The sequence below is a fragment of the Streptomyces sp. NBC_00667 genome (genome assembly GCF_036226825.1).
Taxonomy (GTDB): domain Bacteria; phylum Actinomycetota; class Actinomycetes; order Streptomycetales; family Streptomycetaceae; genus Streptomyces.
In genome coordinates this window covers 2,595,498-2,607,633 of record NZ_CP109022.1, presented here as the reverse complement: position 1 = coordinate 2,607,633, position 12,136 = coordinate 2,595,498, and the positions used below count along the sequence as shown (strand labels likewise).

Below are 12,136 nucleotides of genomic sequence, written 5' to 3'. Positions count from 1 at the left end.
ATCCGCCACTGACAATCGTGGCCCTACGCCCGAAATCCGGCTGCGTCGGCGGTGAGCGGGCGGTCCGGGGCGCGGCGGTGGAGCGCGGTGTGCCGGGCGCGGCTGCCGGTGTGCGGCCGGTGTGCCGCGGCGCCCGGCGAGGTGGCCCGTGGACGCGTCGGGGATGATGGACGGGCGCGAAGGGCGCATCCGTACCGGTACGGGCCTCATGTCCATCGGTACGTCCCTCCACCCCGACCGGGAGAAACGCACATGGCCCCCCGCATCCTGCTGGCCCGCCACGGCCAGACGGCGTGGTCCCGGCTCGGCAAGCACACCGGACGCACGGACGTTCCGATGCTGGAGGAGGGCCGGCGGGGCGCGAAGCTGCTCGGCGAGCGGCTGGCCCGGGACCCGTGGGCGGGCCTGCGCGGCCTGGAGGTGCGCACGAGCCCGCTGGTGCGGGCCAGTGAGAGCTGCGACCTGGCCGGCTTCGGGGCGCAGGCCGAGGCGTGGGACGCGCTGATGGAGTGGGACTACGGCGACTACGAGGGCATGACCCCGGCCGAGATCCAGGCGGTTCGTCCGGGCTGGCTCATCTGGCGCGACGGGGTGCCGGGCGGTGAGTCCGTCGCCGATGTCGCGGCCCGCGCGGACGAGGTCGTCGCCTGGGCCCGCTCCGCGGAGCGGGACGTCCTCGTCTTCGCGCACGGCCACATCCTGCGGACCCTCGCCGCCCGCTGGCTCGGCTTCGAGGCCTCCTTCGGCGCCCGCATCCGCCTGGACCCCACCTCCCTGTCGGTCCTGGGCTGGGCGTACGGAGCCCCGGCACTGGAACGCTGGAACGACACGGGTCACCTGGACGGCTGAGGGCTGCCGGGACAGCCGCCGGGCCCTGTCCGGTCAAGTGGCGTGTGCCATACCGCTGTTGGACGTCTGGTGTGAAGATCGGCGCATGACGATCACCTCCGTGGTGCTGCGGCGCCGAGTGGACGACCTCGAAGGGGCTCTGCCCTTCTACGAGAAGCTGACGGGCGAGGCGCCGGCCCGGTTCGCCTTCGCCGGGCTGGAGCTGGCGAGCGTCGGACCGTTCCTGCTGTTCACGGGGCCGCCGGAGGTCGCGGCGCGGTTCGCCGGTGTCTCGGCCACCCTCGCCGTCGCCGACCTCGACGCGGTGGTGGCGGCCGGGGTGGGGGCCGGGGCGGAGCTGGTGGGGGCGCCGACGGACACCCCCAACGGGCGTCGGGCCGTCCTGCGCCACCCCGACGGGGCGGTGTACGAGTACGTCGGCGGCTGACCGGGCGCCCTCACGTCACCAGCGCCGCCCGGCGGTACAGGAACGCGGCCACGTGCGGGGAGCGCTGGTGGGGGAGCAGGGCGCGGGCCGTCGTCGCGAGCATGGAGCTGATCCGCGTCGACTGCACCGCGGCGAGCAGGTCCAGCACCCGTCCCCCCGCCCAGGCCGCCTCGTCGGGAGCCCCCGCGTTGGCCAGGTCACCGGCGAGTTCGGCGGTGTAGAAGGCCACGTTCCGGGCGAAGTGCGGGTCCTGGAGGTCCGCCGCGCGCCGGGCGTGCCGGGCCGCCCGCGCGTGTTCCCCGAGCGCCGCCCAGCAGCGGGACTCCAGGGATTCCAGTTCGGCCTCGCCGAAGAAGCTCATCCACTCGGGGTCGGCGTCCGTCTCGCCCCGCGCGAACTCCGTGTGCGCCCGTGCCAGCGCCTCCTCGCAGGACTTGCGGTCGCCCAGCCCCGCCCAGCCGCCCGCCTCCCGCAGCGCGAGGAGCGCGAGCAGCCGCGGGGAGTCCAGCGCACGGGCGGCGCGGAAACCGGCCTGGGCGGCCCGTACCGACTCGCGGGCCCGCCCGCAGTCCCGGGCCAGGAACGCCATGTTGCTGAACGCGTGCGCCTCCAGGGCCGGGTTGCCCGCCACCCGGGCCGTGGCGAGGGCTTCCGCGTAGTGCGAGCGGGCGTCCTCGAAGCGGCCCGAGTCGTGGGCCAGCCAGCCCACCGAGACGGCCAGTTCCCCGGCGCCCGCGTGCAGGCGGTCCTCGGTCGACTGGCGGGTGGCCCCCGCGTCGAGCAACGCGTAGGCGGCGCGCAGCGGTTCGGCCGCCCGCCGGTACAGGGCGTCGGCGCCGTGCCGGTCGTCCAGCAGCCGGATCTGGCGTACGGCGTCCTCGACGGCGGCGGCCTCCGCCGCCCCCGCCCGGGACGGCGGCCGGCGCGAGTCGCCGAGCAGTGGGGTGAGGCCGAGCGTCGCGGCCGCCACGGTCGCGGAGCCGCCGGCCATGAACGCGCGACGCAGCACGTCACTCTCCTTGGGACGGGGGGCGGGTGGGGAGGGGGCGGGCGGCGCGGCCGTGGCGCGCCGCCCCGAACGGCCGCGCACCGACTCGCGCGGGAAGAACCCGAGATCGGCCGTCGTGCGGCCGGGGAACATGTGCAGGAACACCCGCTCGTAGGCGTAGTTGGGGCAGCGGATCTCCCCCGATTCGACCCGGCCGATGTAACGGGCGTCGCAGGAAACCGTTTCGCCGATCTCGCGTGCCGCGCGGCGCACCAACGCCGCGAACTCCGCGGGGGAGTGGGCGCCGCGCAACCGCCGGAAGGCGGTATTGGGTGAGTGGGGGGACGCCGCCATGGACGTGGCCTCTCTGGACTTCGGGCTTTGTACACGCTCGTGCCCGGCGGGCACGAACGTACCGCCGCCGGAGGACCGTTCATGCGATGTTTGCCTACAAAACGGATATCTCACCCGTGATCTGCCATGAACTGCCATCCTTTGCGGCAACGTTGCGCCGCACCCGTTGACGTTCCGCCGCGTTGAACCCATGCGGAGTGGCTCGTACGCGGATCGAGGAGGGGTTCCCTTGATGGAGGGCGGCATGGAGAGCAGTGGAACGAACACCGCGCCCCGGCCGGGCGCATCCCTGACCGCGGGTGCGTTCCTGACCGCGGGCGGACCGGCCGGCGCGCCCGACCTGGTGACCGTCCCCACCCGCCAGGGCCTGGAGGCGGTCGACATCATCCGCCGGGCCACCGGCCACACCGCCCCCGGGGTCGGCCCCGTCCTGCACGACGGCTCCGGCGACACCCTGGGCTTCCTCGTGCCGCCCGGCACCGCCGACGCCTGGGACCTGCCGGGCAGCGCCTGTACGCACACCAACGGGCGCGGCATGCGCTTCGGTGACCTCATCGGCGGTGACCTCGCCGTGGGCGACCCCGACACGGTCCCGCCGGCGGCCGGGGACACCGCCTGGCTGCTGCCGCCGGAGGCGGTGGGGCCGGTCACCGACCCCGACGTGCTGCGCGCCGCGCTCGGGGAGGCTGCCCGGCTGATCGAGGCGGCGGACAACTGCCGCTGAGGCCCTGACCAGCCCAGACGCACCTCGGGACCGGCCCGCCCGGCATACTGGGGCCATGGCTGGCAAGAGCAAGGGCAAGCGGCGCGGGACCGGTGAGCCGGTCGTCGGACAGGTGGACGGCGGCCACGCGGAGCTGGCCCCCGACCGTGAGCGCGCCCGGGCGTGGACCCTGCTCATCGACGGGGCCCCGCAGTCGCACGTCGACCTGGCCGACCCCCTCCACCTCGACTTCGCCTACCAGCGGCGCATCGGCCACCTCATCGACCTCGTCGCGCCCGCCCGCCGCCCCCTGAACGTGGTGCACCTGGGCGGCGGGGCCCTGACCCTGGCCCGCTACACCGCGGCGAGCCGCCCCCGCTCCACCCAGCAGGTGGTGGAGATCGACGCCGCCCTGGTGGCCTTCGTACGGGAACACCTGCCGCTGGACCCGCAGACGCGGGTCCGCATCCGGGCGGTGGACGCGCGGGCCGGGCTGGCCAAGGTTCCCGACGGCTGGGCGGACCTGGTCATCGCGGACGTGTTCAGCGGCTCCCGCACCCCCGCGCACCTGACCAGCACCGAGTTCCTGGACGACGTGCGCCGGGCCCTCGCGCCCACCGGGTGGTACGTGGCGAACCTGACGGACGGCCCGCCGCTGACCCACCTGCGGGGCCAGATCGCCACCGCCGCCTCCCGCTTCGCCGAAGTGGCCCTGGCGGCCGACCCGGTGGTGTGGCGGGGCAAACGATTCGGCAACGCGGTCCTCGTCGCCGCCGACCGGGAGCTGCCGGTGGCGGAGTTCACCCGCAGGGTCGCGAGCGACCCGCACCCGGGCCGCGTGGAACACGGCCGCTCCCTCTCGGACTTCGCCGGCGGCGCCACCCCCGTGGCGGACGCCTCGGCCGTCCCCTCCCCGCAGCCCCCGCCGTCGGTGTTCGACTAGGCCGTCCCTTCCGGGTGGTCCCGATGTGCGGCGGCTGTCGCGCGCAGGCGGGTCTTGTCCGGTTTGCCGCGGTCGGTCAGGGGGAGGGACGGGAGCCAGAAGACGGCCGTGGGGCTGTGGGCGGGGGACAGGGCTGCCGTCGCCAGGGCGCAGGCGGAGGCGGCGATCGCCCCGCTCGGGGCGTGGCCCGGGGCCGGGACGAGGAAGGCGCAGAGCTGTTCGCCGGTGACCGGGTGCGGGCGGCCGACCACCGCCGCCCCGGACACCGCCGGGTGGCGGGTCAGGGCCGCCTCGACGGGGGCGCAGTAGATGTTGTCCCCGTCCACCATCACCACGTCCTCGACCCGGTCGTCGAGGTACAGGTAGCCGTCCGCGTCGAAGTGGCCGAGGTCGCCCGTCCGCAGCCAGCCGTCGCGCAGCACCTCGGCCGTCAGCCCGGGCTGCTTCCAGTAGCCGGCCATCACCGTGCCGGAGCGCACCCACACCTCGCCGGTGGCCCCGGCCGCCGCGCGGACCTGCACCTGCACCCCGGGGGCGGGCCGACCGACCGAGGCCAGCAGGGCGGGGCGCGCGGCGCGTGCGGCGTCGTGGTCCGCCTCCGAGAGGCGGCAGACGACCCCGGCCTCGTTCATCCCGTACCCCTGGCGCCAGCGCACGCCCGGACCCCAGCGGGTCAGGGCCTGCCGCAGCCGTTCGGGGGCGATGGGGGAGTCGCCGTACGAGACGCGCTCCAGCCCGGGCACGCCGCCGGCGGTCACCGGGTCGTCCAGCAGCCGGTACACCATGGAGGTCGTCAGGTACGTGGACACGGGCCCGAGCCGCCGGCACGCCGCGGCGAACTCCCGCGGGACGAACGGGCCGCCCAGGACCTCCGACCGGCCGCCCGCCCGCAGCTGCTCCAGGCAACGGCCCCCGGAACGCTGGGCCAGCGAGGTCACCGACAGGTACACCGTCTCCGCGCTCCGGGCGGCGTCACGGGCGGCCATCGCCGCGAACGTGGACGCGACGCCCTTGGGCCGGCCCGTCGTACCGCCCGTGTACGTCACCCGGGCCACGTCCCCCTCGGCCGCCCGCACCGGCACCGGACGCGCCTCGCGGGCGGCGGCCCGCTCCAGCAGCGCCGCGAGGGCGATCCGCGCGGCGCCGGTCTCCGGCACCGGGGTGTCGTGGACCACCAGGACGGGCTCGCAGTCCCGCAGGAGGAAGTCCAGGCCGTGGGTGGCGGGCCCCGCGCTCACCTGGGTCAGCCGCGCCCCCAGCACGTGTGCGGCCAGCCGCACCAGCAGCGCCTCGTGCCGGTTCCCGGCCGTCACGCAGGCCAGCCCGGCCCCGCGCCGCACGCCGAGCTCCTCCAGGGCGCCCGCCAGCCGGTACGCCCACGCCAGCACGTCGGCGTAGGTCAGCAGTACCGGACCGGCGCCGATCGCGGGCCGGTCACCGTACCGCTCGCACGCCGCCACCAGCTCCGTGACGTACCGCGCTCCCACGCCCATGCCCAGCTCCCCGCCTCGCCCCGACGACCGTATCCCTACCGGTCGTCGATCTGCACGCGCGGCGCCTCGTTGTACCAGGTGCAGAACACCGACACCTCACGGCCGTCCAGGGTGAAGGTGACGCGGATCCAGTAGTCCTGCTTCCACACCTGCATGCGCCAGCCGCCCGCCGGGGTCGCGGAGACCAGCTCGGCCGAGGAGGCGCCGAGGTCGAAGACCACCCGGCCGCCGTCGACCGTGTACCCCTTGACGTCCCCCGGCTCCTCGTCCCCGGCCACCCTGCGGGGCGGCGGCGAGGACTTCGGCTTCCCGGCGGGCGGCGAGGACGGCACCGGAACGGACTGCGGCGCGGACGCGGACGGCGCAGAGGAGTCGGGCGCGGGCGTCGCCGTGTCCGACGGCGCGGCCGGGGACGCCTGCGCGCCCTGTGCGGAGGGGGCCGGCGGCAGTGCGGCCAGCGGAACGGCGCGCGGCGGATCGTAGGCCGTTCCGGACATGACGGTGTGGACGCCCCACCAGGACAGCGTCACCGCTGCCCCCGTGGCGAGCGTCCAGGCGAACGCGTGCAGAAGTCCCCGGTGCATCGGGGCACATACTGCACCACTCGCCCCAAGGGTGGACCGACACCCCGCCCGGTCGCCCGAATGGACTACGGTGCCGCCATGGCAAGTGTGCTCGTGGTCGAGGACGACCAGTTCGTACGTTCCGCCCTCATCCGGCACCTGACCGACGCCTCCCACGCCGTGCGCAGCGTCGGCACCGCCCTGGAGGCGCTGCGCGAAGTCGCCCACCACCGCTTCGACGTGGTCATCCTCGACCTCGGCCTGCCCGACCTCGACGGGTCCGAGGCGCTCAAGATGCTGCGCGGCATCACCGACGTACCGGTCATCATCGCGACCGCCCGGGACGACGAGGCGGAGATCGTGCGCCTGCTCAACGACGGCGCCGACGACTACCTCACCAAACCCTTCTCCGTGGAGCACCTCTCCGCCCGGATGGCCGCCGTCCTGCGCCGCTCCCGCGCCGCGGGCGCCGAACCGCCCTCGCGCGTCCTGCGGGTGGGCGGGCTCGCCATCGACCCGCTGCGCCGCCAGGCCGAGCTGGACGGGGCGGTACTGGACCTGACCCGCCGGGAGTTCGACCTACTGGCCTTCCTCGCCGGACGTCCCGGCGTCGTCGTGGCCCGGCGCGAACTGCTCGCCGAGGTGTGGCAGCAGGCGTACGGCGACGACCAGACCATCGACGTCCACCTGTCATGGCTGCGCCGCAAGCTGGGCGAGACCGCCGCCAACCCCCGCTACCTGCACACGCTGCGCGGGGTCGGGGTCAAGCTGGAGCCACCGCGGTGAGGCGGCGGCCGTGAGGTGGGCGCTGGTCAAGGTGTGCCTCGCCGTCACCGCGATGGTGGTCATCGCCTTCGCCGTGCCGCTCGGGCTGGTGGTCCGGGAGATGGCCAGCGACCGCGCGTTCTCCAACGCCGAACGGCAGGCGGCGAGCATGGCGCCGACGCTGTCCATCACCACCGATCCCGTGCAGCTGCGCAAGGCGGTCGAGTCCACGCAGATGGGCGCCGCCCAGCGGATGGCCGTCCACGTCCCGTCGGTCGGCGGCCGGTTGGCGGTCGACATCGGTGCGGGCTGGGCGGGCCCCCACGCCGTGGAGGAGACCCGGCGCATGGGCCGGGCCACGACCGCCTCGGTGGCCGGCGGCGGATCGGCGCTGCTCCAGCCGACCGCGCTCGGCTCCGGCGACATCGCGGTGATCGAGATCTACGTACCGGAGAGCGAGGTCAGCAACGGGGTCACCACCGCCTGGCTGGTCCTCGCCGGCGTCGGGCTCGCCCTGATCGTGGGCTCGGTGGCGGTCGCGGACCGGCTCGGCGCCCGCCTGGTACGGCCGGCCGAGCGGCTCGCGGACGCCGCGCACGGGCTGGGCCAGGGGCGGCTCGGGGTGCGGGTGCCGGAGCAGGGGCCGAAGGAGCTGCGCTCGGCGGCCGTCGCGTTCAACGCGATGGCGGACCGGGTGGTGGAACTCCTGGCCAACGAGCGGGAGCTGGCCGCCGACCTCTCGCACCGGCTGCGGACCCCGCTGACGGTGCTGCGGCTCAACGCGGCCTCGCTCGGGGACGGCCCGGCCGCCGAACAGACCCGGGAGGCCGTGGAGCAGCTGGAGCGGGAGGTCGACACGATCATCCGTACCGCACGTGAGCAGCGCGCCCCGGCCGTCGTCGGCGGTCCCGGCGCGGGCTGCGACGCCTCGGAGGTGATCCGCGACCGGATGGCGTTCTGGTCGGCGCTCGCGGAGGACGAGGGCCGCGAGGTCCGTCTCGCGGGGGTGGACCGGCCCGTACGGATCCCGGTGGCCCGGCCCGAGCTGGCGGCGGCGCTGGACGCGCTGCTGGGCAACGTGTTCCGGCACACCCCCGAGGGGACCCCCTTCGCGGTGGACGTGCACGACGCGGGGGACGCCGTCATCGTCCTCGTATCGGACGCGGGGTACGGGATCGCCGACCCGGAGGAGGCCCTGCGGCGCGGGAACGACGGCGGCCGGGACGGCTCGACGGGGCTCGGCCTGGACATCGTGCGGCGGGTCGCGGAGTCGACGGGCGGCGACGTCCGGCTGGGGCGCTCGGTGCTGGGCGGCACCGAGGTCCGGATGTGGATCGCCCTGGACGGCAGGACGCGGGGCGGGGACCGCCGCAGCCGCCGCAAGGGCCGGGGCGCCGGATAGGGCCGCAGCACCCGGCAGGGCCGCGGGACCGGTAGCGACAGCGACTCGGCACCCGGCGGTACCCGGTGGCGACTCGGCCCCCGGCGCGGGCGCCGCCCGGACGGCTGCGGCCGGGTTGCCGCCCCCACCGGCCGCCCCGAGTGTGGCCGTGAAGGACCGAACCGCCACCACCACCGAAGGGGCCCCGATGCGCGTCATGCTCCGCGCCCACATGGACACCGCCGCGACCAACGAATCGATCAAGAGCGGCGCTCTCCCCCAGGCCATGCGCAAACTGCTGGAGATGCTCAAGCCCGAGTCCGCCTACTTCGGCCTCTCCGAGGGCGTCCGCTCGTGCTGGATCGTCTTCGACATGCAGGACAGCTCACAGCTTCCGGTGATCGGTGACGAGCTGTTCAGCCAGCTGGGCGCCGAGCTGGAGATCTGTCCCGTCATGACCGCCGAGGACCTGACCAAGGGCCTCCAGGCCATCGGGCGCTGAACCGGTCCCGCCGCCGCAGGCGGGCGGCGGGACCTCCGTCGCGCGGCGCTGTTCAGTCGAGCCGGCCGCTGCGGGCCAGACCGGCGTACCAGCGGGCGCTGGAGCGCGGCGTGCGGACCTGGGTCTCGTAGTCGACGTGGACGATGCCGAACCGCTTGCCGTACCCGTAGGCCCACTCGAAGTTGTCCATCAGGGACCACAGGAAGTAGCCCTCGACCGGGGCGCCGTCCGCGAGGGCCCGGTGGACCGCCGCGAGGTGCTCGCGCACGTACCGGATGCGCTGGGGGTCGTGCAGGTCGGGGGCGTAGGCCGCGCCGTTCTCGGTGACCAGCAGCGGCAGGCCCGGTGCCTCGCGGGAGAAGCGGGTCAGCAGCTCGTGCAGGCCGCTCGGGTCGACGGACCAGTCCATGTCGGTCAGCTCGCCCGGCGGCTGGTGGAAGGCGACCGAATCCGCCCCCGGCCAGGGGGAGTGGCCACTGGAGCCGTGGCCGTCGGCGCGGGGGCCGCCCGGGGCGGCGGACGCGGAGACCACCGCCGGGGTGTAGTAGTTGACCCCGAGGAAGCCCAGCGGCTGCCGGATCACCGCCTCGTCGCCGGGCCGCACGAACGCCCAGTCGCTCACCGGGGCGGTGTCCTCCAGCAGGTCCTGCGGGTAGGCGCCGTGCAGCAGCGGCCCGGTGAAGATCCGGTTCGCGAGGGCGTCGATCCGGCGCGCCGCGTCCGCGTCGGCCGCCGAGCCGGTCAGCGGCCTCACCGCACTCGGGTTGAGCGCGATGCCGACCCTCGCGGAGGAGGGCAGCACGGTCGCCGCCAGGCCGTGGGCCAGGTTCAGGTGGTGCGCGGCCCGCAGGGAGTCGGCGGGACAGGTGCGGCCGGGCGCGTGGACCCCGGAGGCGTAGCCCAGGAAGGCGCTGCACCAGGGCTCGTTGAGCGTCGTCCACAGCCCGACCCGGTCCCCCAGCGCCCGCCCGACCTGCTCGGCGTACGCGGCGAAGGCGTAGGCGGTCCCGCGCTCGGGCCAGCCGCCCGCGTCCTCCAGTTCCTGCGGCAGGTCCCAGTGGTAGAGGGTCGGGCAGGGCTGGATGCCGTACGAGAGCAGCTCGTCCACGAGCGCGTCGTAGAAACCGATCCCGCCGGAGCGCACCCGCGGCCACGACACCGAGAACCGGTAGGCCCCGAGCCCCAGTTCGGCCATCAGCGCCACGTCCTCGCGCCACAGCCGCAGGTGGTCCGTCGCCACGTCGCCGGTGTCACCGCCGCGCACCTTGCCCGGTGTGCGGCAGAACGTGTCCCAGATGCAGGGGCCGCGCAGCTCGGCGCCGCCCTCGATCTGGAACGCCGCCGTGGCCGCGCCCCACAAGAACCCCTCGGGGAACTCCATCGCGCTCAACCCTTCACCGCCCCCTGCATGATGCCGCCGACGATCTGGCGGCCGAAGACCAGGAACACCAGCAGCAGCGGGAGCGTGCCCAGCAGCGCACCCGCCATGATCACGGACTGGTCGGGTATGTAGCCGCGTCCCAGTCCCGTCAGGGCCACCTGCACCGTGGGGCTGCCGTTCTGCGTCAGCGCGATGACCGGCCAGAAGAAGTCGTTCCAGGTCATCACGAACGTCAGCATCCCCAGTACCGCCATCGCCGGGCGGGCGGCGGGGAAGACCACGTGCCACACGATCCGCAGCGAACTCGCCCCGTCCGTGCGCGCGGCCTCCACCAGCTCCACCGGCAGCGCCTGCGCCAGGTACTGCCGCATGAAGAACACCCCGAAGGCGGACACCAGCGCCGGCAGGACCACCGCCTGGAGCCGGTCCGTCCACGACAGCTCGGCGATCAGCATGTACAGCGGTACGACGCTCAGCTGCGGCGGGATCAGCATCGTCGACACCACCAGCGCCAGCAGCCCCCGGCTGCCCCGGAACCGCAGCCGCGCGAACGCGAAGCCCGCCAGGGTGGACAGCACGACGGTGCCCGCCGCGACCGTGCCCGCGACCACCAGCGTGTTCAGCAGGGCGGTGCCCATGTGGGCGTCGGTCCAGGCGATCGACAGGTTGCGGCCCAGGTTCCCGCCGAACCAGAACGGCGGCGGGGTCTGCGCGAGGCGGGTGTTGGTGCGGGAGGCCGCGATCGCCGTCCACACCAGGGGGAAGAGGGAACCGGCGGTGAACAACGCCAGGACGACGTACGTGGGCTTGCCCGCGCGCAGGACCTTCACCGCGGGCCTCCCCGCACCAGCCGGGCCACGCCCGCGACCAGCAGCAGCATCAGGAACATCGCCCACGCGATCGCCGACGCCCGCCCCAGGTGCAGGTTCACCCAGCCCTGCTCGTACAGGTACAGGCCCAGCGTCTGGAACTGGTGGTCCGATCCGCCCGTGGCACCCGAACCGCCGTTGAACAGCAGCGGTTCACCGAACAGCTGGGTGGCGCCGATCGTGGACACCACACAGGTGAAGAAGATCGTCGGGCGTAGCGAGGGCACCGTCACGTGCCGGAACTGCTGCCACCGCGAGGCGCCGTCCAGCGCGGCGGACTCGTACAGGTCCCCGGGGACGGCCTGCATGGCCGCCAGGTAGATCAGCGCGTTGTAGCCGGTCCACCGCCACACCACGATCGTGGACACCGCCACCTGGGAGGCCAGGGTGCCGTTCTGCCAGTCGACCGGCCCGAACCCGACTGCGGACAGAGCCCAGTTGACCATGCCGTAGTCCCGGCCGAAGAGCAGCACGAAGACGAGCGTGGCGGCGGCCACCGAGGTCGCGTACGGGGTCAGCACCGCGACCCGGAAGAACGCCGAGCCCCGCAGCCGGTAGTTGAGCAGGTGCGCCAGACCCAGCGCGATCAGCAGCTGCGGCACCGTGGAGAGCAGCCCGATGGTGAGGGTGTTGCGCAGCGCGTTCCAGAAGAACGCGTCGTCCCACAGCCGGGTGAAGTTCCGCAGGCCCACCCACGTCATGGCGTCCGGGTCGGTCAGCTCCACCTGGTGCAGCGCCGCCCACCCCGTGTACAGCAGCGGGAACAGCCCGAAGGCGGCGAAGAAGAGGAAGAAGGGCGCCACGAAGGCGTACGGACTCAGGCGCAGGTCCCACCGGTAGCGGCGCGAGCGCCACACCTGGCCCCGGCCGCCCGCGTCCCGCCCCGCGGCGGGGGAGGACGCGGACGACAGGAGGACG

General features: G+C 74.6%; 13 protein-coding genes. 7 read left to right on the top strand and 6 right to left on the bottom strand.

What is annotated here, in order from left to right; translation table 11 throughout:
• Positions 1-252 precede the first annotated feature (252 nt).
• The gene (locus OHA81_RS12220; protein WP_329195450.1) at positions 253-849 is read left to right on the top strand and encodes a histidine phosphatase family protein; all 597 of its coding nucleotides are present in this window, start codon (positions 253-255) and stop codon (positions 847-849) included.
• A gap of 85 nt (positions 850-934) precedes the next feature.
• Positions 935-1,276 (top strand): VOC family protein, encoded by a 342-nt coding sequence (locus OHA81_RS12215; protein ID WP_329195448.1) that lies wholly within the window; start codon positions 935-937, stop codon positions 1,274-1,276.
• A gap of 10 nt (positions 1,277-1,286) precedes the next feature.
• On the opposite strand, the gene OHA81_RS12210 is transcribed toward OHA81_RS12215, so the two are convergent.
• A complete protein-coding gene (locus OHA81_RS12210; RefSeq protein ID WP_329195446.1) occupies positions 1,287-2,618 on the bottom strand; it encodes a tetratricopeptide repeat protein in 1,332 nt (443 codons plus the stop codon).
• Between the two features lie 244 nt (positions 2,619-2,862).
• On the opposite strand from OHA81_RS12210, the gene OHA81_RS12205 reads away from it, so the two are divergent.
• Complete coding sequence (locus OHA81_RS12205) at positions 2,863-3,342, top strand: hypothetical protein (protein WP_329195444.1); 480 nt, start codon at positions 2,863-2,865, stop codon at positions 3,340-3,342.
• Between the two features lie 55 nt (positions 3,343-3,397).
• Positions 3,398-4,264 carry a spermidine synthase gene (locus OHA81_RS12200; protein ID WP_329195443.1) on the top strand — a complete coding sequence of 289 codons (867 nt, stop codon included), beginning with the start codon at positions 3,398-3,400 and terminating at the stop codon, positions 4,262-4,264.
• Here the strand turns inward: OHA81_RS12200 and OHA81_RS12195 are convergent.
• Positions 4,261-5,757 carry a class I adenylate-forming enzyme family protein gene (locus tag OHA81_RS12195; RefSeq protein WP_329195442.1) on the bottom strand — a complete coding sequence of 499 codons (1,497 nt, stop codon included), beginning with the start codon at positions 5,755-5,757 and terminating at the stop codon, positions 4,261-4,263. The two genes, OHA81_RS12200 and OHA81_RS12195, sit on opposite strands and share 4 nt — an antisense overlap.
• Positions 5,758-5,792: 35 nt before the next feature.
• On the bottom strand, positions 5,793-6,341 hold the full coding sequence (locus tag OHA81_RS12190) for a hypothetical protein (protein ID WP_329195440.1): 549 nt from the start codon (positions 6,339-6,341) through the stop codon (positions 5,793-5,795).
• Positions 6,342-6,419: 78 nt separating this feature from the next.
• Here OHA81_RS12190 and OHA81_RS12185 point away from each other — a divergent pair, with 78 nt between their 5' ends.
• The 3 genes from OHA81_RS12185 (at position 6,420) to OHA81_RS12175 (ending at position 8,968) form a co-directional block, all read left to right on the top strand.
• Complete coding sequence (locus OHA81_RS12185; protein WP_329195438.1) at positions 6,420-7,106, top strand: response regulator transcription factor; 687 nt, start codon at positions 6,420-6,422, stop codon at positions 7,104-7,106.
• Between the two features lie 10 nt (positions 7,107-7,116).
• Positions 7,117-8,487 (top strand): HAMP domain-containing sensor histidine kinase, encoded by a 1,371-nt coding sequence (locus tag OHA81_RS12180; RefSeq protein ID WP_329195435.1) that lies wholly within the window; start codon positions 7,117-7,119, stop codon positions 8,485-8,487.
• A gap of 148 nt (positions 8,488-8,635) precedes the next feature.
• A complete protein-coding gene (locus OHA81_RS12175) occupies positions 8,636-8,968 on the top strand; it encodes a hypothetical protein (protein ID WP_329195433.1) in 333 nt (110 codons plus the stop codon).
• A 52-nt stretch (positions 8,969-9,020) separates the two neighbouring features.
• On the opposite strand, the gene OHA81_RS12170 is transcribed toward OHA81_RS12175, so the two are convergent.
• The 3 genes from OHA81_RS12170 to OHA81_RS12160 are packed head-to-tail and all read right to left on the bottom strand — an operon-like array spanning position 9,021 to position 12,129.
• Positions 9,021-10,349 (bottom strand): GH1 family beta-glucosidase, encoded by a 1,329-nt coding sequence (locus tag OHA81_RS12170; protein ID WP_329195431.1) that lies wholly within the window; start codon positions 10,347-10,349, stop codon positions 9,021-9,023.
• A 5-nt stretch (positions 10,350-10,354) separates the two neighbouring features.
• Complete coding sequence (locus OHA81_RS12165; RefSeq protein ID WP_443056513.1) at positions 10,355-11,245, bottom strand: carbohydrate ABC transporter permease; 891 nt, start codon at positions 11,243-11,245, stop codon at positions 10,355-10,357.
• Complete coding sequence (locus OHA81_RS12160) at positions 11,176-12,129, bottom strand: carbohydrate ABC transporter permease (RefSeq protein WP_329202201.1); 954 nt, start codon at positions 12,127-12,129, stop codon at positions 11,176-11,178. Before OHA81_RS12160 ends, OHA81_RS12165 begins: the two co-directional genes overlap by 70 nt.
• Positions 12,130-12,136 lie beyond the last annotated feature (7 nt).

What these genes read in the sequence shown, in the direction of transcription:
- OHA81_RS12220 (WP_329195450.1), top strand. Translation starts at nt 253, where the DNA reads ATGGCCCCCCGCATCCTGCTGGCCCGCCACGGCCAGACGGCGTGGTCC.
- OHA81_RS12215 (WP_329195448.1), top strand. Translation starts at nt 935, where the DNA reads ATGACGATCACCTCCGTGGTGCTGCGGCGCCGAGTGGACGACCTCGAA.
- OHA81_RS12210 (WP_329195446.1), bottom strand. Translation starts at nt 2,618, where the DNA reads ATGGCGGCGTCCCCCCACTCACCCAATACCGCCTTCCGGCGGTTGCGC.
- OHA81_RS12205 (WP_329195444.1), top strand. Translation starts at nt 2,863, where the DNA reads ATGGAGAGCAGTGGAACGAACACCGCGCCCCGGCCGGGCGCATCCCTG.
- OHA81_RS12200 (WP_329195443.1), top strand. Translation starts at nt 3,398, where the DNA reads ATGGCTGGCAAGAGCAAGGGCAAGCGGCGCGGGACCGGTGAGCCGGTC.
- OHA81_RS12195 (WP_329195442.1), bottom strand. Translation starts at nt 5,757, where the DNA reads ATGGGCGTGGGAGCGCGGTACGTCACGGAGCTGGTGGCGGCGTGCGAG.
- OHA81_RS12190 (WP_329195440.1), bottom strand. Translation starts at nt 6,341, where the DNA reads ATGCACCGGGGACTTCTGCACGCGTTCGCCTGGACGCTCGCCACGGGG.
- OHA81_RS12185 (WP_329195438.1), top strand. Translation starts at nt 6,420, where the DNA reads ATGGCAAGTGTGCTCGTGGTCGAGGACGACCAGTTCGTACGTTCCGCC.
- OHA81_RS12170 (WP_329195431.1), bottom strand. Translation starts at nt 10,349, where the DNA reads ATGGAGTTCCCCGAGGGGTTCTTGTGGGGCGCGGCCACGGCGGCGTTC.